This window comes from Burkholderia sp. AU33423, assembly GCF_002223135.1.
Classification (GTDB): domain Bacteria; phylum Pseudomonadota; class Gammaproteobacteria; order Burkholderiales; family Burkholderiaceae; genus Burkholderia; species Burkholderia lata_D.
In genome coordinates this window covers 428,823-452,491 of the sequence record NZ_NKFH01000005.1, presented here as the reverse complement: position 1 = coordinate 452,491, position 23,669 = coordinate 428,823, and the positions used below count along the sequence as shown (strand labels likewise).

General features: G+C 68.7%; 23 protein-coding genes. 17 read left to right on the top strand and 6 right to left on the bottom strand.

Going from position 1 to position 23,669, the window contains the following annotated elements:
• Positions 1–8 precede the first annotated feature (8 nt).
• From CFB50_RS14610 to CFB50_RS14600, 3 genes are all read left to right on the top strand, one after another.
• The gene (locus tag CFB50_RS14610; protein ID WP_089446328.1) at positions 9–764 is read left to right on the top strand and encodes an AzlC family ABC transporter permease; all 756 of its coding nucleotides are present in this window, start codon (positions 9–11) and stop codon (positions 762–764) included.
• On the top strand, positions 761–1,084 hold the full coding sequence (locus CFB50_RS14605) for an AzlD domain-containing protein (protein WP_069248754.1): 324 nt from the start codon (positions 761–763) through the stop codon (positions 1,082–1,084). The genes CFB50_RS14610 and CFB50_RS14605 overlap by 4 nt, the downstream gene beginning before the upstream one ends.
• Positions 1,085–1,363: 279 nt before the next feature.
• On the top strand, positions 1,364–2,560 hold the full coding sequence (locus tag CFB50_RS14600; protein WP_089446327.1) for a phosphoglycerate kinase: 1,197 nt from the start codon (positions 1,364–1,366) through the stop codon (positions 2,558–2,560).
• A 157-nt stretch (positions 2,561–2,717) separates the two neighbouring features.
• Here the strand turns inward: CFB50_RS14600 and CFB50_RS39995 are convergent, their stop codons facing one another.
• The gene (locus tag CFB50_RS39995; RefSeq protein WP_256093618.1) at positions 2,718–2,846 is read right to left on the bottom strand and encodes a hypothetical protein; all 129 of its coding nucleotides are present in this window, start codon (positions 2,844–2,846) and stop codon (positions 2,718–2,720) included.
• Between CFB50_RS39995 and pyk the strand changes: the two genes are divergently transcribed.
• The 6 genes from pyk (at position 2,845) to CFB50_RS14570 (ending at position 9,643) form a co-directional block, all read left to right on the top strand.
• On the top strand, positions 2,845–4,281 hold the full coding sequence (gene pyk / locus CFB50_RS14595; RefSeq protein WP_089446693.1) for a pyruvate kinase: 1,437 nt from the start codon (positions 2,845–2,847) through the stop codon (positions 4,279–4,281). The genes CFB50_RS39995 and pyk overlap by 2 nt on opposite strands.
• Positions 4,282–4,598: 317 nt before the next feature.
• On the top strand, positions 4,599–5,663 hold the full coding sequence (gene fba / locus CFB50_RS14590) for a class II fructose-bisphosphate aldolase (protein WP_034189083.1): 1,065 nt from the start codon (positions 4,599–4,601) through the stop codon (positions 5,661–5,663).
• Between the two features lie 224 nt (positions 5,664–5,887).
• A complete protein-coding gene (locus CFB50_RS14585; protein ID WP_089426236.1) occupies positions 5,888–6,778 on the top strand; it encodes a phosphoribosylaminoimidazolesuccinocarboxamide synthase in 891 nt (296 codons plus the stop codon).
• Positions 6,779–6,794: 16 nt separating this feature from the next.
• Complete coding sequence (gene purE, locus CFB50_RS14580; RefSeq protein WP_039360624.1) at positions 6,795–7,316, top strand: 5-(carboxyamino)imidazole ribonucleotide mutase; 522 nt, start codon at positions 6,795–6,797, stop codon at positions 7,314–7,316.
• Positions 7,317–7,406: 90 nt separating this feature from the next.
• Positions 7,407–8,603, top strand: a complete 1,197-nt coding sequence (locus CFB50_RS14575) for a 5-(carboxyamino)imidazole ribonucleotide synthase (RefSeq protein ID WP_089446326.1) — start codon at positions 7,407–7,409, stop codon at positions 8,601–8,603.
• An 11-nt stretch (positions 8,604–8,614) separates the two neighbouring features.
• A complete protein-coding gene (locus tag CFB50_RS14570) occupies positions 8,615–9,643 on the top strand; it encodes an L-threonylcarbamoyladenylate synthase (RefSeq protein WP_089446325.1) in 1,029 nt (342 codons plus the stop codon).
• Between the two features lie 81 nt (positions 9,644–9,724).
• Here the strand turns inward: CFB50_RS14570 and CFB50_RS14565 are convergent, their stop codons facing one another.
• The 3 genes from CFB50_RS14565 to dacB all read right to left on the bottom strand — a co-directional run bounded on the left by CFB50_RS14565 (position 9,725) and on the right by dacB (position 13,801).
• Positions 9,725–10,855 (bottom strand): SGNH/GDSL hydrolase family protein, encoded by a 1,131-nt coding sequence (locus CFB50_RS14565; RefSeq protein WP_069248748.1) that lies wholly within the window; start codon positions 10,853–10,855, stop codon positions 9,725–9,727.
• A 95-nt stretch (positions 10,856–10,950) separates the two neighbouring features.
• Entirely contained in the window at positions 10,951–11,865 is a 915-nt protein-coding gene (locus tag CFB50_RS14560; protein WP_089446324.1) for a sterol desaturase family protein, read from the bottom strand.
• Positions 11,866–12,268: 403 nt separating this feature from the next.
• A complete protein-coding gene (dacB, locus tag CFB50_RS14555; RefSeq protein ID WP_089446692.1) occupies positions 12,269–13,801 on the bottom strand; it encodes a D-alanyl-D-alanine carboxypeptidase/D-alanyl-D-alanine endopeptidase in 1,533 nt (510 codons plus the stop codon).
• Between the two features lie 186 nt (positions 13,802–13,987).
• Here dacB and CFB50_RS14550 point away from each other — a divergent pair, with 186 nt between their 5' ends.
• The 6 genes from CFB50_RS14550 to CFB50_RS14525 all read left to right on the top strand — a co-directional run bounded on the left by CFB50_RS14550 (position 13,988) and on the right by CFB50_RS14525 (position 19,367).
• On the top strand, positions 13,988–14,650 hold the full coding sequence (locus CFB50_RS14550; RefSeq protein ID WP_021164091.1) for a response regulator: 663 nt from the start codon (positions 13,988–13,990) through the stop codon (positions 14,648–14,650).
• A 3-nt stretch (positions 14,651–14,653) separates the two neighbouring features.
• Positions 14,654–16,000, top strand: coding sequence for an ATP-binding protein (locus tag CFB50_RS14545; protein ID WP_069248745.1), 1,347 nt, complete (start codon positions 14,654–14,656; stop codon positions 15,998–16,000).
• A gap of 111 nt (positions 16,001–16,111) precedes the next feature.
• Positions 16,112–17,596 carry a DegQ family serine endoprotease gene (locus CFB50_RS14540; RefSeq protein WP_069248744.1) on the top strand — a complete coding sequence of 495 codons (1,485 nt, stop codon included), beginning with the start codon at positions 16,112–16,114 and terminating at the stop codon, positions 17,594–17,596.
• Positions 17,597–17,701: 105 nt separating this feature from the next.
• Positions 17,702–18,139: a carboxypeptidase-like regulatory domain-containing protein gene (locus CFB50_RS14535; protein ID WP_069248743.1), complete on the top strand. Its 438-nt coding sequence runs from the start codon at positions 17,702–17,704 to the stop codon at positions 18,137–18,139.
• Positions 18,140–18,271: 132 nt separating this feature from the next.
• Positions 18,272–18,631, top strand: a complete 360-nt coding sequence (locus CFB50_RS14530) for a DUF427 domain-containing protein (protein WP_069248742.1) — start codon at positions 18,272–18,274, stop codon at positions 18,629–18,631.
• Between the two features lie 28 nt (positions 18,632–18,659).
• Positions 18,660–19,367, top strand: a complete 708-nt coding sequence (locus CFB50_RS14525; protein WP_089446323.1) for a CoxG family protein — start codon at positions 18,660–18,662, stop codon at positions 19,365–19,367.
• A 42-nt stretch (positions 19,368–19,409) separates the two neighbouring features.
• Here CFB50_RS14525 and CFB50_RS14520 read toward each other — a convergent pair whose 3' ends face one another.
• Positions 19,410–20,426, bottom strand: coding sequence for a helix-turn-helix domain-containing protein (locus tag CFB50_RS14520; protein ID WP_089446322.1), 1,017 nt, complete (start codon positions 20,424–20,426; stop codon positions 19,410–19,412).
• A gap of 152 nt (positions 20,427–20,578) precedes the next feature.
• On the opposite strand from CFB50_RS14520, the gene CFB50_RS14515 reads away from it, so the two are divergent.
• Positions 20,579–21,244 (top strand): cysteine hydrolase family protein, encoded by a 666-nt coding sequence (locus tag CFB50_RS14515; protein ID WP_089446691.1) that lies wholly within the window; start codon positions 20,579–20,581, stop codon positions 21,242–21,244.
• Positions 21,245–21,341: 97 nt separating this feature from the next.
• Here CFB50_RS14515 and CFB50_RS14510 read toward each other — a convergent pair whose 3' ends face one another.
• A complete protein-coding gene (locus CFB50_RS14510; protein ID WP_069248739.1) occupies positions 21,342–21,983 on the bottom strand; it encodes a TetR family transcriptional regulator in 642 nt (213 codons plus the stop codon).
• Between the two features lie 401 nt (positions 21,984–22,384).
• On the opposite strand from CFB50_RS14510, the gene CFB50_RS14505 reads away from it, so the two are divergent.
• Complete coding sequence (locus CFB50_RS14505) at positions 22,385–23,659, top strand: efflux RND transporter periplasmic adaptor subunit (protein WP_089446321.1); 1,275 nt, start codon at positions 22,385–22,387, stop codon at positions 23,657–23,659.
• The last annotated feature ends 10 nt before the right edge of the window (positions 23,660–23,669 follow it).

Here is a 23,669-nt window from a genome sequence, read left to right as displayed (position 1 = left end):
CGCTTCCCATGCTTGCTCGATTGTCCGCCACCGACCGCTTCGCGCTGATCCAGGGCGCGCGCGACTATTCCCCGACGCTGATGGCGATTTTCTCGTGGGGGCTCGTCACCGGCGTCGCGATGAGCAAGTCGGTCATGACCCTCGGGCAGGCGAGCGCGATGTCGCTGCTGGTCTACGCGGGCTCGTCGCAGCTCGCGGTGCTGCCGCTCCTCGCGGCGAAGCTGCCGATCTGGACCATCCTGCTCACGGCCGCGATGGTCAACACGCGCTTCGTGATCTTCAGCGCCGGTCTTGCTCCCCATTTTTCCTACCTGCCGCTGTGGCGGCGCCTCGCGATCGGCTATTTCAACGGCGACGTGATCTACCTGCTGTTCCAGAAACAGGGCTTCGCGTACGGCCACGTGCCCGGCAAGGAAGCGTATTTCTGGGGGATGGCGCTCGCGAGCTGGCTGTCGTGGCAGGTGTCGTCGCTCGCCGGCATCCTGCTCGCGAGTGTCTTTCCCGCGAGCTGGGGGCTGGAACTGGCCGGCACGCTCGCGCTGATCCCGATCATGGTGTCGGCGGTCGCGAACCGCTCGACGCTCGCGGCCGTCGCGGTCGCCGGTATCGTGTCGCTCATCGCGTTCGACCTGCCGTACCGGCTCGCGCTGCCCGTTGCGGTGCTCGCCGCGCTCGCGGCGGGCTGCACGGCCGATTTCTTCGTCGAGCGGGCCGACTGGCGGCGCATTCGCACCGAAACCGTGCACGAAAAGGAAATCGAATGAGCGCGACGGAAATCTGGATCGTCATCATCGGGATGACGATCGTCACGGCCGTCACGCGCGCGCTGTTCCTGATCGGCGGCGAACGCACCGTGCTGCCCGAGCGCGCGCAGCGCGCCATGCGCTACGCGCCGGCGGCGGCACTGGTCGCCGTCGTGCTGCCCGACGTGCTCGAAACGCCGGCCGGGCTGTCGTTCGCGCTGTCCAACCATCCGTTCTACGCGGCGCTCGCCGGCCTCGGCTGGTTTTTGTGGCGGCGCAGCATGCTCGGCACGATCGTCGTCGGGATGCTCGTCTTCACCGCGCTGCGCCTGGTCTTTTGATGGGGCGCCGTTCGGGCCCGCCGGGTACCGGCCGCGCGCGCGGGTGCATTGCTGCGTTGCGGCAATGTGTCCGTTCCCGCGCGCGATCCCAAATAGGCGGAATTCGCCGCCCGCGGGTCAGTCTGCCGGGTGGATCGGCTAGAATGCCCGTTCGAGATTTTTTACCCGTGCGCGTCATGCGAACCGCCAGCCACGGCCGCATCCGGCGCCCTTTCGCGGCAGCCCGCGCACGTCCAGCGTGAACCCCCTTTCCCCATCCACTACTTCAATTTGTTCAACATGAGCCAAGTCAAGCGTCTTACCGACCTGATCGCCGCCGGCCAGCTCGCCGGCAAGCGGGTATTCATCCGCGCCGACCTGAACGTCCCGCAGGACGACCAGGGCAACATCACCGAAGACACGCGCGTGCGCGCGTCCGTGCCGGCCATCCAGGCCGCGCTCGACGCCGGCGCGGCCGTGATGGTCACGTCGCACCTCGGCCGTCCGACCGAAGGCGAATTCAAGCCGGAAGATTCGCTCGCGCCGGTCGCGAAGCGCCTCGCCGAGCTGCTCGGCCGTGACGTGCCGCTCGTCTCGAACTGGGTCGAGAACGGCGTGAACGTCGCACCGGGCCAGGTCGTGCTGCTCGAGAACTGCCGCGTGAACAAGGGCGAGAAGAAGAATTCGGACGAGCTCGCGCAGAAGATGGCGAAGCTCTGCGACGTGTACGTGAACGACGCGTTCGGCACCGCGCACCGCGCGGAAGCGACCACGCACGGGATCGCGAAGTACGCGCCGGTCGCGTGCGCGGGCCCGCTGCTGGCCGCCGAACTCGACGCGCTCGGCAAGGCGCTCGGCAACCCGGCCCGCCCGCTGGTGGCGATCGTCGCCGGCTCGAAGGTGTCGACCAAGCTCACGATCCTGAAGTCGCTGGCCGGCAAGGTCGACCAGTTGATCGTCGGCGGCGGCATCGCGAACACGTTCATGCTCGCGGCCGGCCTGTCGATCGGCAAGTCGCTGGCGGAAGCCGACCTCGTCGCGGAAGCGGAGGCGATCATCGACGAAGCGCGCGAGCGCGGCGCGTCGGTACCGATCCCGACCGACGTCGTCACCGCCAAGGAATTCTCGCCGACGGCGGTCGCCACGGTGAAGCAGGTCGCCGACATCGAAGCGGACGACATGATCCTCGACATCGGCCCGGATACGGCCAAGGCGCTCGCGAGCCAGCTCGAGAAGGCCGGCACGATCGTGTGGAACGGCCCGGTCGGCGTGTTCGAGTTCGACCAGTTCGGCAACGGCACCAAGACGCTCGCTGAAGCGATCGCCAAATCGTCCGCGTTCTCGATCGCGGGCGGCGGCGACACGCTCGCGGCCATCGCGAAGTACGGCATCCATGACCAGGTCAGCTACATCTCGACGGGCGGCGGCGCCTTCCTCGAGTTCCTCGAGGGGAAGAAGCTGCCGGCGGTGGAAGTGCTGGAAACGCGGGCGGCCTGAGCGTGGCGGCGCGCGCAGGGGTGACGAAGGCCGCGCGCTCCGCGAAAGCGGAGCCGACGGCCGGCGCGGGCAAGCGCAAACGCGCGCCCGCGCGGGCGAACACCGCCCCGCGCGCACCGGCGGCCGCCGGCGACGCGGCCGAGCAGCACCACGAGATTCAGAACAAAGCGATGCCGGGCGCAAGCACCGGCACGCCCCCCGGAGCGGCGGCCGCTGGGCCTGCCGCTTCCGGCTCTCGCAGCGTTTCACCCAGCGCATCCACCTTGATCCAGATGAGGAGTTTCATGCAGCGCGCCACCAAGATAGTCGCCACGATCGGCCCGGCTTCCAGTTCGCCGGAGATTCTGCTGCAGATGATGCAGGCGGGCCTCGACGTCGTGCGGCTCAATTTTTCGCACGGCACGGCCGACGATCACCGCCAGCGCGCCGAGATGGTGCGCGAGGCCGCCCGCAAGGTCGGCCGCGAGATCGCGATCATGGCCGACCTCCAGGGCCCGAAGATCCGCGTCGGCAAGTTCGAGAACGGCAAGACGACGCTCGAGCCGGGCCAGGCCTTCATCCTCGACGCGGGCTGCGAGATGGGCAACGACGAGCGCGTCGGGCTCGACTACAAGGAGCTGCCGCGTGACCTGCGCACGGGCGACCTGCTGCTGCTGAACGACGGCCTGATCGTGCTGACCGTCGAGCGCGTGCTCGGCGACGAGATCCACACGATCGTCAAGGTGGGCGGCGAGCTGTCGAACAACAAGGGCATCAACCGCCAGGGCGGCGGGCTGTCGGCGCCCGCGCTGACCGCGAAGGACATGGAAGACATCCGCACCGCGATGTCGCTCGGCGCGGACCTCGTGGCGGTGTCGTTCCCGAAGAACGCGACCGACATGGAAATGGCGCGCCAGCTCGCGAACATCGCGGGCGCGCCGTACGGCATCAAGCCGAAGATGATCGCGAAGATCGAGCGCGCGGAGGCGATTCCTGCGCTGCAGAGCATTCTTGATGCGTCCGACGGCATCATGGTCGCGCGCGGCGACCTCGCGGTGGAAGTGGGCAACGCGGCCGTGCCGGCGCTGCAGAAGCGGATGATCCGGATGGCGCGCGAGTCGAACAAGCTCGTGATCACCGCGACGCAGATGATGGAATCGATGATCTACGCGCCGGTGCCGACCCGCGCGGAAGTGTCGGACGTCGCGAACGCGGTGCTCGACGGCACCGACGCGGTGATGCTGTCGGCCGAGACGGCCGCCGGCAAGTATCCGGTCGTCACGATCGAGACGATGGCGGCCGTGTGCGTCGAAGCGGAAAAGTCGGAAGAAGTCGAGCTGGACAAGGATTTCCTCGACCGCACGTTCACGCGGATCGACCAGTCGATCGCGATGGGCGCGCTGTTCACCGCCTACCACCTGGGCGCGAAGGCGATCATCGCGTTGACCGAATCGGGCGCGACCGCGCTGTGGATGTCGCGTCACTACACGCACGTGCCGATCTTCGCGCTGACGCCGCGCGTCGGCAGCGAGCGCACGATGGCGCTGTACCGCAACGTGACGCCGCTGCACGTCGACTTCAACAGCGACCGCGACTCGGCGCTGCAGGCGGCGCTCGAGATCGTCGTCAAGCAGGGCTACGTGCAGCACGGCGACATGGTCGTGCTGACCGTCGGCGAGCCGATGGGGCAGGCGGGCGGCACCAATACGCTGAAGATCGTGCGGGTCGGCGAGCACTATTGAGCGCCGACCGCGCATCGGGCCGGCCTGCGGGCCGGCCGCCCGGATCGGCTGAGGAATCGATCCGGCACCGTTTTTGATACGAAAGCCGCGTAGGGTCCGAAGCCCCGCGCGGCTTTTTTTCTCATTTTTGCCCGCATTGTGCCGTGCGAACGTAACAAATTGCGAGTCGGCGCCACCGGGCGGTCGGAATCGGAGGCGCTTCGCGATAAAATGCGGCTATTCGACGCTCAGCCGCGCCGCGCCACCCCGGGTTCGACCGGGAGCGAGCGCCGCGCCGGCGTCAGGGCGCACCGGTTTTCATTCCATGGAGTTCCACAATGCCTCTCGTATCAATGCGTCAATTGCTGGACCACGCGGCAGAGCACGGTTACGGCCTGCCGGCCTTCAACGTGAACAACCTGGAGCAGGTCCAGGCGATCATGGCGGCGGCGGACCAGGTCGGCGCGCCCGTGATCATGCAGGCATCGGCCGGCGCGCGTAAGTACGCGGGCGAGCCGTTCCTGCGCCACCTGATCGAAGCAGCAGTCGAGTCGTACCCGCACATCCCGGTCGTGATGCACCAGGATCACGGCCAGTCGCCGGCAGTCTGCATGGCCGCGATCCGCAGCGGCTTCACCAGCGTGATGATGGACGGTTCGCTGGAAGCCGACGGCAAGACGGTCGCGTCGTACGAGTACAACGTCGACGTGTCGCGCAAGGTCGTCGAGATGGCGCACTCGATCGGGGTGACGGTCGAAGCCGAACTCGGCGTGCTCGGCTCGCTCGAGACGATGAAGGGCGACAAGGAAGACGGCCACGGCGCGGAAGGCACGATGACCCGCGAGCAGCTGCTGACCGATCCGGAGCAGGCCGCCGACTTCGTGAAGCTCACGCAGTGCGATGCACTCGCGATCGCGATCGGCACGTCGCACGGCGCGTACAAGTTCTCGAAGAAGCCGACGGGCGACATCCTGTCGATCCAGCGCATCAAGGAAATCCACGCGCGCATCCCGAACACCCACCTGGTGATGCACGGTTCGTCGTCGGTGCCGCAGGAACTGCTGGCCGAGATCCGCGAATTCGGCGGCGACATGAAGGAAACCTACGGCGTGCCGGTCGAGGAAATCCAGGAAGGCATCAAGCACGGCGTGCGCAAGATCAACATCGACACCGACCTGCGTCTGGCGATTACCGGTGCGATCCGCCGCTACCTGTTCGAGAACCCGGGCAAGTTCGATCCGCGCGACTACCTGAAGCCCGCGCGCGAAGCGGCGAAGCAGGTCTGCGTCGATCGCTACCTCGCGTTCGGCTGCGAAGGCCAGGCCGGCAAGATCAAGCCGGTGGCGCTCGACAAGATCGCCGAGCAGTACAAGTCCGGCGCGCTCGCGCAGGTCGTGCGCTGAGACTGTAGTACGATTGCCGCGCCCGATGTGGGCAACGGCAAGGCTGTCCGGCCGGATCTGATCCGGCCCCGCAGCCGCTCCGTCCGGCCGAACGAGGGCCGGCCGGCAACCGCCCGGGCGCCGTCGCCCGGCCGGTTCGCCGACGTATTGCAAGACCGCCGTTCCCGCCTGCCGCGGGGAACGGCGTTTCCCTTTTTGTTTGGCTCCTTATCTGCGAAAAGACGATGTCTACCCTCTACGAATCCACGCTCCGCTCGCTGCCGCTCCTCGGTCGCGGCAAGGTCCGCGATAACTACGCGGTCGGCAACGACAAGCTCCTGATCGTCACGACCGATCGCCTGTCGGCATTCGACGTGGTGATGGGCGAGCCGATTCCGAACAAGGGCCGCGTGCTGAACCAGATGGCGAACTTCTGGTTCGACAAGCTCGCGCACATCGTGCCGAACCACCTGACGGGCGACGCGCCGGAAACGGTTGTCGCGGCCGACGAGGTCGAGCAGGTGAAGGGCCGCGGCGTGGTCGTCAAGCGCCTCGAGCCGATCATGATCGAAGCGGTCGTGCGCGGCTACCTGGCCGGCAGCGGCTGGAAGGAATACCAGGCGTCGGGCGCCGTGTGCGGCGTGCAGCTGCCGGAAGGCCTGCAGAACGCGCAGAAGCTGCCCGAGCCGATCTTCACGCCGGCCGCGAAGGCCGAGATGGGCGAGCACGACGAGAACATCACGTTCGAGGAAACCGAGCGCCGCATCGGCACCGAGCTGGCCGCGACGATCCGCGACATCTCGATCAAGCTGTACAAGGAAGCGGCCGACTACGCGGCCACGCGCGGCATCATCATCGCCGACACGAAGTTCGAATTCGGCCTCGACAACCACGGCCAGCTGTACCTGATGGACGAAGTGCTGACCGCCGATTCGTCGCGCTTCTGGCCGGCCGATCAGTACGAAGTCGGCACGAACCCGCCGTCGTTCGACAAGCAGTTCGTGCGCGACTGGCTCGAGGCGCAGCCGTGGGGCAAGACGGCACCGGCGCCGGCGTTGCCGGCCGACGTGGTCGAGAAGACGGCCGCGAAGTACCAGGAAGCGCTCGAGCGCATCACGGGCCAGTCGCTGGCCTGATCGGGGAACGGAACACATGAGCGAAGTTCAGACTGCCCACACGCACAGCGCGCCGCTCGTCGGCGTGCTGATGGGTTCGAGTTCCGACTGGGACGTGATGAAGCATGCGGTCGCCATCCTGCAGGAATTCGGCGTGCCGTACGAAGCGAAGGTCGTGTCCGCGCACCGGATGCCCGACGAGATGTTCGACTATGCGGAGAAGGCGCGCGAGCGCGGGCTGCGCGCGATCATCGCGGGCGCCGGCGGCGCGGCGCACCTGCCCGGCATGCTGGCCGCGAAAACCACGGTGCCGGTGCTCGGCGTACCGGTCGCGAGCAAGTACCTGAAGGGTGTCGATTCGCTGCACTCGATCGTGCAGATGCCGAAGGGCGTGCCCGTCGCGACGTTCGCGATCGGCGAGGCCGGTGCCGCGAATGCCGCGCTGTTCGCGGTGTCGATCCTGTCCGGCAACTCGGTCGACTATGCGAACCGGCTCGCCGCGTTCCGCGTGCGCCAGAACGAAGCCGCGCACGCGATGGTGCTGCCGCCGCTGGAATGACGGCATGGCGCGCGGCCGCACGACGCGGCCGGCGCCGGATTTTCCCACAGCGGCGGGCATTTCCGCGTTCCGCCGCGACCGACCACTGACATGACCGCAACTCCTGATTCCGTTTCCCCGATCCTGCCCGGCGCGTGGCTTGGCATGGTCGGTGGTGGCCAGCTCGGCCGCATGTTCTGCTTTGCCGCCCAGTCGATGGGCTATCGCGTCGCCGTGCTCGATCCCGATCCGACGAGCCCCGCCGGCGCGGTCGCCGACCGCCACCTGCGCGCGGCCTACGACGACGAAGTCGCACTCGCCGAACTGGCCGACCTGTGCGAGGCGGTGTCGACGGAGTTCGAGAACGTGCCGGCCGCGAGCCTCGATTTCCTCGCGCGCACGACGTTCGTCGCGCCGGCCGGCCGCTGCGTCGCGGTCGCGCAGGACCGGATCGCGGAGAAGCGCTTCATCGAAGCGTCGGGCGTGCCCGTCGCGCCGCACGTCGTGATCGAATCGTCGGCGGCGCTTGCCGCACTCGACGACGCCGCGCTCGACGCGGTGCTGCCGGGCATCCTGAAGACGGCGCGGCTCGGCTACGACGGCAAGGGCCAGGTGCGTGTGAGCACCGCGCAGGAAGCGCGCGACGCGCATGCGGCGCTGAACGGCGTGCCATGCGTGCTCGAGAAGCGCCTGCCGCTGAAATACGAAGTGTCGGCGCTGATCGCGCGCGGCGCGGACGGCCGCTCGGCCGCGTTCCCGCTCGCGCAGAACGCGCACCACAACGGCATCCTCGCGCTGACGGTCGTGCCCGCGCCGGCCGCCGATGCCGCGCGTGTCGAAGAGGCGCAGCAGGCCGCCGTGCGGATCGCCGATACGCTCGGCTACGTCGGCGTGCTGTGCGTCGAATTCTTCGTGCTGGAAGACGGTTCGTTCGTCGCGAACGAGATGGCGCCGCGCCCGCACAACTCCGGCCACTACACGGTCGATGCATGCGCAACGAGCCAGTTCGAGCAGCAGGTGCGTGCAATGACGCGCATGCCGCTCGGCAACCCGCGCCAGCATTCGCCGGCCGCGATGCTGAACATCCTCGGCGACGTGTGGTTCCCGAACGGTGCGGCGGCTGATGCCGTCACGCCGCCGTGGGATACGGTCGCGGCGATGCCGGCCGCGCATTTGCACCTGTACGGCAAGGAAGACGCGCGCGTCGGCCGCAAGATGGGCCACGTGAACTTCACGGCCGAAACGCGCGACGAAGCCGTTGCCGCGGCCACCGCGTGCGCGCAGCTGCTGCGCGTGCCGCTCGACTGAGACGCCAGCCGATGTCCATCGACCTCCCGAACACCGTGACGGCCGCGCAGATCGACGCGGCCGCCGCGTTGCTCGACGCGGGCCAGCTCGTCGCCTTTCCGACCGAAACCGTCTACGGGCTTGGCGGCGATGCGGCGAATCCCGAGGCCGTCGCGCGCATCTACGCGGCGAAGGGGCGGCCCGCGAATCATCCGGTGATCGTGCACCTGCCGCCGGGCGGCGATCCCGGCTACTGGGCCGACGATCTGCCGGCCGACGCGCAGGCGTTGATCGATGCGTTCTGGCCGGGCCCGCTGACGCTGATCCTGAAGCGCCACGCGCGCATTCCGGACGCCGTGAGCGGCGGCCAGGATTCGGTCGGGCTGCGCTGCCCGTCGCATCCGGTCGCACAGGCGCTGCTGGCCGCGTTCAGCGCGCGGCGCGACGGGCATGGCGGCGTGGCTGCGCCGTCCGCGAACCGGTTCGGCCATGTGAGCCCGACCACCGCACAGCACGTACGCGACGAATTCGGCGACACCGTGCACGTGCTCGACGGCGGCGCATCGGAAGTCGGGATCGAATCGACGATCCTCGACCTGTCGCGCGGCTTCCCGGCGCTGCTGCGCCCGGGCCACGTGACGCCGCAGCAGATCGCCGACGTGCTCGGCCGCGCACCGCAACTGCCGGACGGCAGCGACGCGACCGCGCCGCGCGCGTCGGGCACGCTGAAAGCGCATTACGCGCCGCGCACGCCGCTCGCGCTGCTGCCGTTCGACGCGCTCGAGCCGCTGCTCGCGGCCGCGCAAACCGACGGCGAGCGCGTCGCGCTCGTCGCACGCGCATCGCGCGCGGGACGCTGGGCGCAGGCCGACGGCGTGCATTTCGTCGCGGCGCCGGAAGATCCGCAGGCGTATGCGCGCGACCTGTACGGGATGCTGCGTGCGCTCGACCGCGCGCAGGTGGCGCGGATTCTGGTCGAGAAGCTGCCCGAGACCGTCGAGTGGATCGCGGTCAACGATCGCCTCGGCCGCGCGGCGGCTGCGTTCGAAGCGCGCGACTGATACCCGTCGCGGTTCACGAATGAAAAAACGCCCGACCGGCAAACCGGTCGGGCGTTTTCGTTTGGGCGCGTGGCCGGCGGCTTACTTGCCGACGCCGGATTTCGCGATCTGCTGTTCGGCGAACTGTGCGAACAGCGCATGCAGGTGCGTCGTCGGGTGGACCGTGTCGGCGAACATGTAGGTCTGGTCCGCGTTCGCGACCGTGTAGGTCTGCGGCGAGCAGAACAGCGACGAGCCGAATGCGGTTGCGTTCGCGACGCCGTATTGCGTGGCGGCCTGGACCATCGCCTTCAGGTTACACGCGGTGTCGGTGTTCGATACGTCGAAGCCGTTCGCCTTGTAGTTCGCGAGGATGCCGTCCTGCCACGTGAACGTGTCGAGCAGCACGTACTTGGTCGTGTCGACCTTGAGCGCCTGCAGCGTTGCGGCGAGCGTGCCGTTGAACAGCATCGACAGTTGCGTGAGGGTCGTCTGCGAGCCGCCCTGGAGCGCGAGCGGCGTGCCGCCGATATCCGGCACGTTCGACACGAACACGTGCGTCGCGCCGGCGGCGACGATCTGCTGCACGATGCCCGCGAGCTGTTGCGCGGCGGCGCCGATGTTCTGCTGCAGCTGCGTCGGCGTGATCGCGCCGGCCTGCAGCGCCGCGACCTGGTAGAAGATGTCGTTCGCGCCGCCGTTCAGCAGCACGATCTGGCCGGCGTTGAAGCTGCCGTGCTGCGACACGTATTGCTTGACCTGGTCGGCGATCGGCGTCGTGGTCGCTTGCGCGTAATCGGCGTTCGGCACGCTGGCGTCCGCGTGGCCGATGCCCGGCTGCTGCGTCACGCGCGAGCCGCCCTGTGCGTAGCCGAGACCGCCGGTGGCCTGCAGCGGAATGCCGAAGCCGCCCTGATTCGCAGGCTGCAGCGTGTCGCCGTAGTACTGCGCGACGTTCTGCGTCCACACCTGGCCCGGGTTGGTCGTGAAGCGGCCGCCGCCGAAGCCGAGCTTGATCTGCGAGTAGGTGCCCGCGTCGGACAGGCTGTCGCCGAACGACACGACCTGCATTTTCACGCCAGACGGCGGCGTGTTCGATGCGCTGTTGCTGTTGTTGTCGTCACCGCCGCCGCATGCGGCGAGCAGCGCGAGCGCGGCGCCGGCGATCGCGACCTGCGCGGTGCGCAGCATGCGCTGACGGGTGCGGGCGGGTGCGTGTCGTTGTGTCTGCATCGTTCGATCTCCTCGTAGATATGGCCTGATGTGTTTCTCATCTGCCGCGTGCCTGCCCGGTTCCGGGCTGCGCGGCGGCCGTTGGCTGAAACGGTTTATTGGTCTCGCGCAGCCGCAAGCGGCACGGTGCGCGGATCCGGGTTCGCGGCCTCGGCAATCTGCGCATGATAAGCGCTCGCCCATTCGGGCGGGCCGAAAATCGCGCGCAGCTTGTTGCGCCAGCCGTCGACGCGCAACGCGTCACCGGCCATCGATACCCACTCGTGGAACGTCGCGACGAGCGGGTTGTTCGAGCCGAGCCGCTCGACGATCCCGTACTGCGGCGGATCGTCGGGCGTTTCCTCGACATAGCTGCCGAACAGGCGATCCCAGATCACCAGGACACCTGCGTAATTGCGGTCGATGTAGCGCGCGTTGCGCGCATGGTGCGCACGGTGGATCGACGGCGTGTTCAGCACGTATTCGAGCCAGCCGAGCTTGCCGATCGCCTGCGTGTGCACGAAGAACTGGAACGCGAGGTTGATCAGCACGATGCCGACGACCTGTTGCGGCGGAAAGCCGGCGAACGCGAGCGGCAGCCAGAACACCCACATCCCCGCGACCGGGTACATCAGGCTCTGGCGGAACGCGGTCGAGAAATTCATTCGCTCGGACGAGTGGTGCACGACGTGCGCGGCCCACAGCCAGCGCACGCGATGGCTCGCGCGATGAAAGACGTAGTAGAGGAAATCCTGCGCGACGAACAGCATCGCGAACGACAGCCAGCCGTCGTGCCACGTGAACAGCCGATAGTGCTGGTAGCAGTACGCATAGACGGGGATCACGAACAGCCACGCGATCTTGTCGGCGCCCTGGTGCATCAGCGCGAGCGCCGCGTTGCACAGCGTGTCGCGCCACGCATAGACAGGGTCCTGCGCACGGGTGCGGGCGAGGTGCCAGGCCTCCCACGCGATGCAGAGCAGGAAGACGGGCGCCAGCGCGAGCAGAAGCAATTCGACGTCGAATCGCATGGGCGTGTCTCCTTCTTTCCCCTGCAAGCCTTGAGGCCGGGCGTGTGGCCCATTGTAGATATCGGTCAGGCCAACAGCCTACGCAATCGCCACGCGCTAGGCGAGGGGGCAGCGTAGAGGGTTCCCTCTGAGGACAGGGTTTTTACGGAAGCCACGCCGCACGGGGGCGGGCGGTGTGGCCCTGTTTTGTGGGCGTGGGTGGCGCGCGGGGTGTCGTGCGCTGGTGGCGGCTGGCGTTTCAAACCGGGGAGGGCGGGATTCGGTGCGCGGAGGCGCTGGCAGGCCGCCCCGGCGGCGCGTCAGGGCGACCCGTTGCGCGGTGCCGCCGGCGATGCCGAGACGGGCCGACGCGCGCCGGCAGCAGGTCATGGGCGCGCCGTGTGTGTCGCGGCGTGCGGCAACGTCAGTGCGCGCCGGCGTAGATCCACTCGAGCAGCGAGTCGTGCGCGGCGCGCGCGGCTTCCGCGTGATCGTTGTTGATGAAGCTCACGACGATGTAGCTCTGGCCGTCCGCACCGGCGACGTAGCCGGCGATCGCGCGCACGTCGCGCAGCGTGCCGGTCTTGATGTGCGCGTTGCCGAGCACGCCGGCGTTGGTGAGGCGGTTCTTCATCGTGCCGTCGATGCCGGCGATCGGCAGCGAATCGACGAACGCCTGCGCGACGGGGCTCGCGTTCGCGGCCTGCAGCAGCGCGGCGAGTGACAGCGCGCTCACGTGCTCTTCGCGCGACAGGCCCGAACCGTTCTCGAGCAAGAGGTCGGGCATCGCGATGCCGTTCTTCTGCAGGAACGCCTGGATCACGCGGCTCGACTGCTCGGGCGTCGCGGGCGGCTTGCCGCTGACCGCGCCGATCGTCAGGAACAGGTTGCGCGCCATCACGTTGTTGCTGAACTTGTTGATGTCGTAGACGATGCTGCCGAGCACCGGGCTGTGATGCACGGCGAGGGGCCGCGCGGTGGTCGGCACCTTGCCTTCGCTCACCGGCCCCGCGATCGTGCCGCCGTCCTGCTGCCACAGCGCGAGGAAGCCGCGCGCGAAGAACGTGGTGTGATCGAGGATCGCGAGGTTGGTCGTGTGCGCGCCGCAGCGCAGCGGGTAGTCGCCCGCGAACGAGGCAGTCATGATCCCGCCGCCGGCCGTCAGCGTCGGGCGCGCGGCTGCGGCGGCCGCGCTGCACGAGCCCGTGCCTTCGACCAGCTGGTTGTCGATCGACAGGTCCGCGAGCGGCGGCAGCACGTCGACGGCCACCTTGCCGTCGTCGCCCGGCGTGACGGTGAACGACACGGCCTTGAATGCGTACAGCAGCGGGTCGGGGCCGACGTTGTACGGCGCGCTCGCGTCGTCGTCGAACGAAGGGAGATCGCGCGTCGAGGTCGCGAAGTAGCTCTTGTCGAGCACGAGGCCGCCGGCCACGCGCTTGACGCCGGCCTTGCGGAGCTTGTCGACGAGATCGATCAGCTCTTCGGGCACGAGCTTCGGATCGCCGGTGCCCTTGATGTACAGGTTGCCCTGCAGCGTGCCGTCCGGGTCGACCGTGCCGTCCGTGTAGGCGGTCGTGCGCCAGCGGTAGTCGGGGCCGAGGATCGACAGGCCCGAGAAGGTCGTCACGAGCTTCATCGTCGAGGCCGGCATCATCGGCCGGCTCGCATTCCACGCGATCAGCGGTTCCGGATCGCCGACGCGCTCGACGACGACGCTCATCGCCGACGCCGGCACCTTCGCGCGCTGCAGCGCGACGAGCACGGACGCCGGCAGGCCGGCCGCGCGCGCGGCGGGCGACACGACCGTGGTCTTGCGCGCTTCCTTGTGGGATTTCTTGCGGGCCTGCGCGGACGGCGCGAAGGCGAGGGCCGTGCAGGTGGCGACGATGGCGGCCGCTTTCAGGCAGACGCGGGCGCGGGGGGCGAACCGGGTGGAAAGATCGGAAATCGGCATGAGCGAATACGGGAGAAGCACGACGTTCGGGCAGGGCGCGCGCGGCGCCAAAGCGCACATTGTAGAGACAAGTCCGGACAGCCCCCTTGCAATCCGCCTTTCTGTTGCATTGCACGGTGCCGCGCGCCCGGTTCGCGGCGCTACAATGGTCGCCGTGTTTGACTCGCCCCATGGATGCCTGTCCCGATGCGGATTCTGCTTGTCGAAGATGATCGAATGATTGCCGAAGGCGTGCGCAAGGCGCTGCGCTCGGACGGCTTTGCGGTCGACTGGGTGCAGGACGGCGACGCCGCGCTGACGGCGCTCGGCGGCGAGACGTACGACCTGCTGCTGCTCGATCTCGGCCTGCCGAAGCGCGATGGCATCGACGTGCTGCGCACGCTGCGCGCACGCGGGCTGGCGCTGCCGGTGCTGATCGTCACCGCGCGCGACGCGGTGGCCGATCGCGTGAAGGGGCTCGACGCGGGCGCCGACGACTACCTCGTCAAGCCGTTCGACCTCGACGAACTGGGCGCGCGGATGCGCGCGCTGATCCGCCGCCAGGCCGGGCGCAGCGAATCGCTGATCCGCCACGGCGCGCTGACGCTCGATCCCGCTTCGCACCAGGTGACGCTCGACGGCGCGCCCGTCGCGCTGTCGGCGCGCGAGTTCGCGCTGCTCGAGGCGCTGCTCGCGCGGCCCGGCGCGGTGCTGTCGAAGAGCCAGCTCGAGGAGAAGATGTACGGCTGGGGCGAGGAGATCGGCAGCAACACGGTCGAGGTCTACATCCACGCGTTGCGCAAGAAGCTCGGCTCGGACCTGATCCGCAACGTGCGCGGGCTCGGCTACATGGTCGTCAAGGAAAGCTGACGCGTGAGGTCGATTCGTCATCAATTGCTGATCTGGCTGCTCGCGATCGTCGTCGCGGGCGTGGGCATCGCGGGCTGGCTCATCTACCGGCAGGCGCTCGCCGAAGCGAACGAACTGTTCGACTACCAGTTGCAGGAAATCGCCGCGGCCTTGCCGTCCGAGCCGTTCTCGCAGGTGTTCGGCTCGCGCACCAACGGCGACGAAGGCATCGTGATCCAGATCTGGAACCGCAACGGCGTGCTGATGTACTTTTCGCATCCGCGTGCGCCGATCGCGCCGCGCGCGGAGCTCGGCTTCTCGACCGAACGCACCGATCGCGGCGAATGGCGCGTGTACGGCGCGATCGTCGGCGACAACGTCGTGCAGCTCGCGCAGCCGCTGTCGGTGCGCAACCGGCTCGCGGCGAACGTCGCGCTGCGCACGCTGTGGCCGCTGATCGTGCTGCTGCCGTTCCTCGGCGCGGCCGTGTGGGTGATCGTCGGGCGCGGGCTCGCGCCGCTCGCCCGCGTGACGCGCGCGGTCGAGGCGCGCCGGCCGGAAGCGCTCGATCCGTTGCCCGATGCGCGCCTGCCGCTCGAGGTGCAGCCGCTCGTCCGGGCGCTGAACGGGCTGCTCGCGCGGCTGGCGGCCGCGCTCGATACGCAGAAGGCCTTCGTGGCCGACGCCGCGCACGAACTGCGCACGCCGCTCGCGGCCGTGCAGATCCAGGCGCAGCTCGTCGCCCGCGCGAAGGATGACGCGTCGCGCCGCGAGGCGGTCGCCGATCTCCAGGATGGCGTGTCGCGTGCGACGCGTCTCACGGAGCAGCTGCTTGCGCTCGCCCGCGCCGAACCGGATGGCGCGACGATGCGCGAGCCGGTCGACCTGCAGGCACTCCTCACCGAATGCGTGGCCGCGCTTGCGCCGCTCGCGCAACGGCGCGACATCGATCTCGGCTTCGAGGAGACGCGCGCGGCGAGCGTCGTCGCGGACGTCGGTGCGCTGCGCGTGATGTTCGGCAACCTGCTCGACAACGCGGTGAAGTACACGCCGGACGGCGGCCGCATCGACGTGTCGCTGACCCGCGACGCGGCCGGCCGCGCGTGCGTGCAGATCGGCGACAGCGGGCCCGGCATTCCGGCCGACGAGCGCGAACGCGTGTTCGACCGCTTCTACCGCGACAGCTCCGCGCGGGCGCGCACCGACGTGTCGGGCAGCGGGCTCGGGCTCGCGATCGTCAAGCGCGTGGCCGCGCAGCAGGGCGCGACGGTGTCGCTCGGCGACGCGGCCGCGGGCGGCCTGCTCGTCAGCGTCGTGTTCCGCGATGCCGAGATGCCGGCCGAGGCGCCGCAGCCGTCCGAATCCGTGTGAAGAACGCCCCCGGGCGGGCGCCGGCGGCCGCTTAAGCCCCGCTTAAGGCGGATTAAGCCTCCTTTAAGTCAGGGTCGTTACGCTGCGTCCTAACAAAGAGGAGGTCCTACGATGAACACCCGATTCCTTGCGCGCGGCGCCGTCGCGGTCGCCGTGGCGGCCGCCCTGTCCGCCGGTTATGTCGCCGGCACCCGCCGCGCCGATCCGCAGATCATCACGCCCGCGCAGGCCGCCGCACTGATGCCGGCCGAAGCGGCCGCGAAGACCGGCATCCCCGATTTCTCCGGGCTCGTCGAGACCTACGGTCCCGCGGTCGTGAACATCAGCGCGAAGCACGTCGTGAAGCAGGTGTCGCGGCGCGTGCCGCAGCCGCAGCTGCCGATCGATCCGAGCGATCCGTTCTACCAGTTCTTCAAGCACTTCTACGGCCAGGTGCCGGGCATGGGCGGTGACGCGCAGCCGGACGACCAGCCGAGCGCGAGCCTCGGTTCCGGGTTCGTCATCAGCTCCGACGGGTACATCCTCACCAATGCGCACGTGATCGACGGCGCGAACGTCGTCACGGTCAAGCTGACCGACAAGCGCGAATACAAGGCGAAGGTCGTCGGTTCCGACAAGCAGTCCGACGTCGCGGTGCTGAAGATCGACGCGAGCGGCCTGCCGACCGTGAAGATCGGCGACCCGGCGCAGAGCAAGGTCGGCCAGTGGGTCGTCGCGATCGGTTCGCCTTACGGCTTCGACAACACGGTCACGTCGGGCATCATCAGCGCGAAGTCGCGCGCGCTGCCGGACGAGAACTACACGCCGTTCATCCAGACCGACGTGCCGGTGAACCCCGGCAACTCGGGCGGCCCGCTGTTCAACCTGCAGGGCGAGGTGATCGGCATCAACTCGATGATCTACTCGCAGACGGGCGGCTTCCAGGGCCTGTCGTTCGCGATCCCGATCAACGAGGCGATCAAGGTGAAGGACGAGCTCGTAAAGACGGGCCACGTGAGCCGCGGCCGCCTCGGCGTCGCCGTGCAGGGGCTGAACCAGACGCTCGCGAGCTCGTTCGGACTGCAGAAGCCGGACGGCGCGCTCGTCAGCTCGGTCGACGCCAACGGTCCGGCCGCGAAGGCCGGCCTGCAGCCGGGCGACGTGATCCTGTCGGTCAACGGCTCGCCGGTCGCCGATTCGACGTCGCTGCCCGCGCAGATCGCGAACCTGAAACCGGGTTCGAAGGCCGACCTGCAGATCTGGCGCGACAAGTCGAAGAAGTCGATCAGCGTGACGCTCGGCGCGATGGCCGACGCGAAGCTCGCATCGAACGACGGCGGGCCGGTCGAGCAGGGGCGCCTGGGCGTCGCGGTGCGTCCGCTGTCGCCGCAGGAGCGCAGTGCCAACAACCTGTCGCATGGTTTGATCGTGCAGCAGGCCGGCGGGCCGGCCGCCAACGCGGGCATCCAGCCCGGCGACGTGATCCTCGCGGTCAACGGCCGCCCGGTCACGAGCCCCGAGCAGTTGCGCGACGCGGTCAAGGGGGCAGGCAACAGTCTTGCTCTGCTGATCCAGCGCGATAATGCACAGATCTTCGTGCCGGTCGACCTGAGCTGACCGGCTACGGCCGACGGCCGGCCAGGCCGGCCGCGGCGGGCGCCCCCGCCGTTCTGGATATGTGACGCGGCGCCCTGTATGTGTTCCGACCCCAAGGAGAGAGCCATGCAATATCTACGCAACGTGTCCCGATTTGCCGTCGCCGCGGCGCTGGCCGCCGGCCTCGCAGCCGGAGCGACCGGCGCGTACGCGCAGTCGGACGGCTTGCCCGCCGCGCGCCAGCAGGGCGACGTCACCTTCGTGTCCGGCGGCGTCGGGCTGGACGAATCGACGGCGTTCCAGCGCAACGAGCCGAGTTGGCCGCTGGCGCTGCGGTTCACCGGCAAGGGCGGTGAGTTCCTGGCCGACGTCCATGTGCGGATCGTTGACGGCAAGGGTGCCGAAGTGCTGAAGACCGACGCGCGCGGGCCGTACATGCTCGTGAAGGTGCCGCCGGGCCGCTATACGGTGCAGGCGTCGTACCAGGGCAACGAGGAATCCCGCGCCGTCACGGTCGGCGAGAAGGGCGGCGCGAAAGCCGCCTTCCAGTGGAGCGCGCAGTAGCCCGCCGCGCGCGGCCCCGGCCGGGGTTGCGCATTCGGCTGCGGTTTCGCCCATAATGAAAGCCACGGCACCCGTGCCGTGGCTTTTTCGTTTCCTGAGCCCGGCTTGGCCTGGGCGCCCCAAGGAGAAACGATGTCCGACGCAGCCGACCCTCGTCTCGAAATCGTGCCGAACCGCCATCGCGTGCGGGTGATCCATCGCGGCATCACGTACGCCGATTCGCACGGCGCGCTGACCGTGCGCGAAACGGGCCTGCCGGACACCCACTACCTGCCGCGCCGCGACGTCAACATGCGCCGGCTCGTGAAGTCGGGCGTCACGTCGGCCTGCCCGTTCAGGGGCGAGGCCGTGCACTTCGACTTGCAGACCGAAGACGGCGTGATCGAGAACGCCGCATGGAGTTATGAGGAACCGAAGGCGGCTGCGCTGGCGCTCGCGCACTACGTTGCCTTCGACACTGCACGGATCGACAGTCTCGTCGAGACGTCCTGATGCGGCGCGTGTTCATCGGGGAGGCGCCATGGAACTGAACGACTCGTTACGCATACCGCTCGCCCCGCCCGTCGTGCGGGAGGCGTTCGAGGATCTCGCGTTGCTGCGCGCGAGCTTCGACCATTGCGAATCCTTCGTGAAGCTTGCGCACGGCGAGTTTGCGCTGACGATCACGGTGCCGCTCGGCCCGCTGCGCGCCCGCTACGACGTGCGTGCACATGCGGCCGCCGAGCAGGGCGACGCGGAAGGGCAGCCGCGCCGCGTGATCAACTTCAAGGCGCGGGCCGACGGGCTCGGCGCGCTGCGCGGCCAGGTCGAACTCGTGCTGATGCCGGACGACGACGCGAACGCCACGCGCATCGAGTATGTGGTCTGGGCGACGGCGAGCGGCCCGCTCACCGAGCTGCCGGGGCGGCAGATCGAAAATACGCTGCGCGAATGGACCGACGATTTCTTCCGTGAATTTTGCGCGGTCGTGCAGGCGAAGCACGGTCTCGCGCCGAACCGAGCGCGCTCGGCCGCGCCACGGCGCCAGCACGTGTTCCTGCGGCCGGCGTCGCTGGTGGCCGCGACGAAGCGTGCGTTGCCGCCGCACCTCGGCGGCGCGCTGACCGGGCGTGCCGCCGGCGCGCTCCCGCATCGCGGCGCCGGCACGGTGCCCGTGTGGGCGTGGGCCGCGATGATCGTGTTCGTCGCGCTGCTGCTTTACGCGGCGCGCTGGATCAACGGCGGCTGAGCGGCCGGCCGGTTCCGCTGCAAGGCCTGCGCGCCGCGCGCGCTACCGCACGACATCGGCGCCGGCTCCGGCGCCGCGAAATTCCCTTCGATATGCCGACGGCGACGTGCCGAGCGTGCCCGCGAAATGCTGGCGCAGCGACACGCTCGACCCGTAGCCGGCTGCCTGCGCGATCGCATCGATCGATTGCCCGGTGGTTTCCAGCAGATGCTGCGCGCGCGCGAGCCGCTCGGCCTGCAGCCACGCGGTGACGGTCGTGCCGGTCGCCTGGCGGAAGTGGCGCGTGAACGTGCGCCGGCTCATCAGCACGCGTTCGGCGAGCGAATCGACGCTGTGTGCGGCGTCGAGGTGGGCGCGCACCCAGTCGAGCAGGCCCGCGAGCCGTGCATCGCGCGGGTGCGCGGCCACCGGCTGCGGCACGTATTGCGCCTGCCCGCCCTGCCGGTGCGGCGGGATCACGAGGCGGCGCGCGATCTGGTTCGCGGCGTCCGAGCCGAAGCGCAGCCGGACGACGTGCAGGCAGCAGTCGAGCCCGGCGGCCGTGCCGGCCGACGTCATCAGGTTGCCGTCGTCCACGTACAGCACGTCCGGATCGAGCTTCACGCGCGGAAAGCGTTGTGCGAAGTCGTCGGCCCACGCCCAGTGCGTGGTGGCCGGGCGGCCGTCGAGCAGTCCGGCCGCGGCGAGCACGTAGGCGCCGAGGCACAGCCCGACGAGCTGCGCGCCTCGTGCGGCGGCCGCGCGGACGGCGTCGAGCAGCACGTCGGGCGGCGCTTCGTCCGGATCGCGCCATGCCGGCACGATGACGATGTCCGCGTCCTCGAGCCCGTCGAGCCCGTACGGCGCGGTGATCGTGAAGCCGCCCGTCGTCGACAGCGGGCCACGTTCGGCCGAGCAGACGCGGAACTCGAACACGGGCGAGGCGGCCGCGTCGCGTTCCTTGCCGAACACGACCGACGGCACCGACAGGTGGAACGGGCTGATGCCGTCGTAGGCGATCACGGCAACGACGGTCGGAGCAGGCTGGGCGGTCCGGGTGGACGAGGCGGCGGCGGTCATGGCGGGCTCCGGAATGGCGATGGCCCGATTCTATCGAAGAATGGCTATCGGGCCACTGTCCCCGCGAACGATGCGCGCCGACAATGCATCGCATCGCGCCGCTGGCCGTCCCGTTCCGGGGCGGGGTCGCGCGCCCGGACCAGGAGCCCGCCATGTCGAACACCGTCCCGCATTCCGCTTCCCAAGCCGTTTCCCGTCGCGCACTGATCGTGATCGACGTCCAGAACGAATACGTGACGGGCAACCTGCCGATCGAATATCCGCCGCTCGACGTGTCGCTCGCGAACATCGGCCGCGCAATCGATGCCGCGCATGCGGCCGGCGTACCCGTGATTGTCGTCCAGCACGTCGCACCGGCCGGCGCGCCGATCTTCGCGCCCGGCTCCGATGGCGTCGCACTGCACGCGGTCGTCGCCGGCCGGCCATACGCGCACCTGATCGAGAAGAAGCAGGCAAGCTCGTTTGCCGGTACCGACCTCGCCGCGTGGCTCGAGGCACACGGGATCGACACGCTCGCGGTGGCCGGCTACATGACGCACAACTGCAACGCGTCGACGGTTTATCACGCGGCGCACGCGGGGTTGAATGTCGAGTACCTCAATGACGCGACGGGTGCGCTGCCGTACGAGAACGAAGCAGGCGCGGTAAGCGCCGAGGAGATTCACCGCACGTACGCGGTCGTGTTCCAGTCGAATTTCGCAGCCGTGATGTCGACCGACGCGTGGATCGCGGGACTGGCCGGTGCGCCGATGCCGAAGCGCGATTCGGTCGCCGCGTCGAACCGGCGGGCCCGCGCGCAGCGCGCGAAGGCGGCCTGAAACTGGAGGGAGATGGGAGAGGGCGTGGGCAGCGCGTTGGCGAGGTTGGCGCGCCGCCCGATGAAACAAACACCACAAGCGAGCGCTCGTCGCGCGGTCAGTCGCCGTTCTTCAGCATCGCCGGGCTGAAGCGCAGCATGTCGAAACAGCCGTCGACGAGCTTTTCCGCGTGCTGCTCGGCGTCGATCTCGTCGGGCAGCATCAGCATGTCGCGCACGAAACCGCTGACGAGCGTGTGCAGCATCAGCGTCGCGCGCCAGGTATCGAGCCGCTCGGGCAGCAGCTTGAGCCGCACGGCCCCCGCGAGATCGGCATCGATCGCGTGCAGCGCCTCGCTCATGCCCGCACGGTTGCGCTGGAGCAGCGGCTCGAGATCCGCGACGTACTCGCACTTCATGAACAGGATGCTGAATACGCGGCGCAACTGCGCGTCGCGTTGCACGCCGAGCAGGCACCAGATCAGGATCTGCCGGATCTTCTCGAGCGGATTGCCGCCCGGCGCGTCGAGCGGCATCCGCTTCAGCTCGTCGATCGGCAGAAACACGCGGTCGAACATCGCGTCGAACAGTTCGCTCTTGTTCGCGAAATGCCAGTAGATCGCACCGCGCGTCACGCCGGCATGCTGGGCGATGTCCGCGAGCGACGTGTGCGACACGCCCTTCTCGAAGAACACGTGTTCGGCGGCGTCGAGAATGCGGTTACGCGTCTCGAGCGCCTCCTCCTTGGTACGTCTGACCATGTGCAGGCCTGATTGGAATGATCGTAGGTGAATATAGGGTCTGCAACCCTCTGCGCAGTCATATAGACTGGCTATGCTTGCGGCTGGTAACAATCTGTAAGACTGGACAGCGGGCGGGGCACAAACTGGCTTTTTACATACATTCATGAATGTATATACAATACCACCCTACGATCGAATGACCCAAGTGGCAATCAGTTAATATCCCACTCTGCTGATTCCCGCCAAAGTACCAGTCCGCAGTGCGGGGCAACCTGTCGGCACGGAGGTTTCGTGCCGCTTGCTGTATCTAGCAGTCCAGTATTTCAGGTGTTCGATCTGCGCCGTGAGGCGCATCCGTGTTGCGCTCGCTCCGGTCGGGTGCGGCACTTATTCCATTGGTTATACACAGAGGTCGCTCCATGCGCGTCGAACGGGTTCCATACCGCTTAATCACTGTCGCGACGGCCGCCGTTTTCCTGGCCGCGTGCGGGAAAAAAGAATCGGCACCGCCGCCGCAAACGCCGGAAGTCGGCGTCGTCACCGTCCAACCGCAAGCCGTACCGGTCTTCAGCGAACTGCCGGGCCGCACCAGCGCATTCCTCGTCGCGCAGGTGCGCGCACGAGTCGACGGCATCGTGCTGCGTCGTGAATTCACCGAAGGCACCGACGTCAAGGCCGGCCAGCGTCTGTACAAGATCGATCCGGCGCCGTACGTCGCCGCACTGAACAGCGCGAAGGCAACGCTCGCGAAGGCGCAGGCGAACCTCGTCACGCAGAACGCACTGGTCGCGCGCTACAAGGTGCTGGTGGCCGCGAACGCGGTCAGCAAGCAGGACTACGACAACGCGGTGGCCACGCAGGGCCAGGCCGCGGCGGACGTCGCGGCCGGCAAGGCGGCGGTCGATACCGCGCAGATCAACCTCGGCTATACCGACGTCGTGTCGCCGATCACCGGCCGCGTCGGCATTTCGCAAGTGACGCCGGGCGCGTACGTGCAGGCGAGCCAGGCCACGCTGATGTCGACGGTGCAGCAGCTCGATCCGGTGTACGTCGACCTCACGCAGTCGAGCCTCGAAGGCCTGAAGCTGCGCCAGGACGTGCAGAGCGGCCGCCTGAAGACGAGCGGCCCGGGCGCCGCGAAGGTGTCGCTGATCCTGGAAGACGGCAAGACCTACTCGGAAGCCGGCAAGCTGCAGTTCTCGGACGTGACGGTCGACCAGGCCACCGGTTCGGTGACGATCCGCGCGGTGTTCCCGAACCCGGGCCGCGTGCTGCTGCCGGGCATGTTCGTGCGCGCACGGATCGAGGAAGGCGTGAACGAGAACGCGTTCCTGGTGCCGCAGATCGGCGTCACGCATGACCAGAAGGGCCAGGCGATCGCGATGGTGGTGAACGCCAGCAACAAGGTCGAGCCGCGTCCGCTGAAGACCACCGGTATGCAGGGCCCGAACTGGATCGTCGAAGGCGGTCTGCAGGCGGGCGACCACGTGATCGTGCAGGGCGGCGAGAAGGTGCGCCCGGGTGCGACCGTGAAGTCGGTACCGGCACAGCTCGCACCGGCGGCCGGAGCCGCATCGAGCGCCGCCGCCACCACCGCGCCGGCTGCCGCCGGTTCCGGCGCCGCTGCCGCTTCCGGTGCCGCCGCATCGGGCGCCGCGCCGGCGAGTGCTGCCGCTGCTTCGAGCGCGCAATAACAGGGAGCCT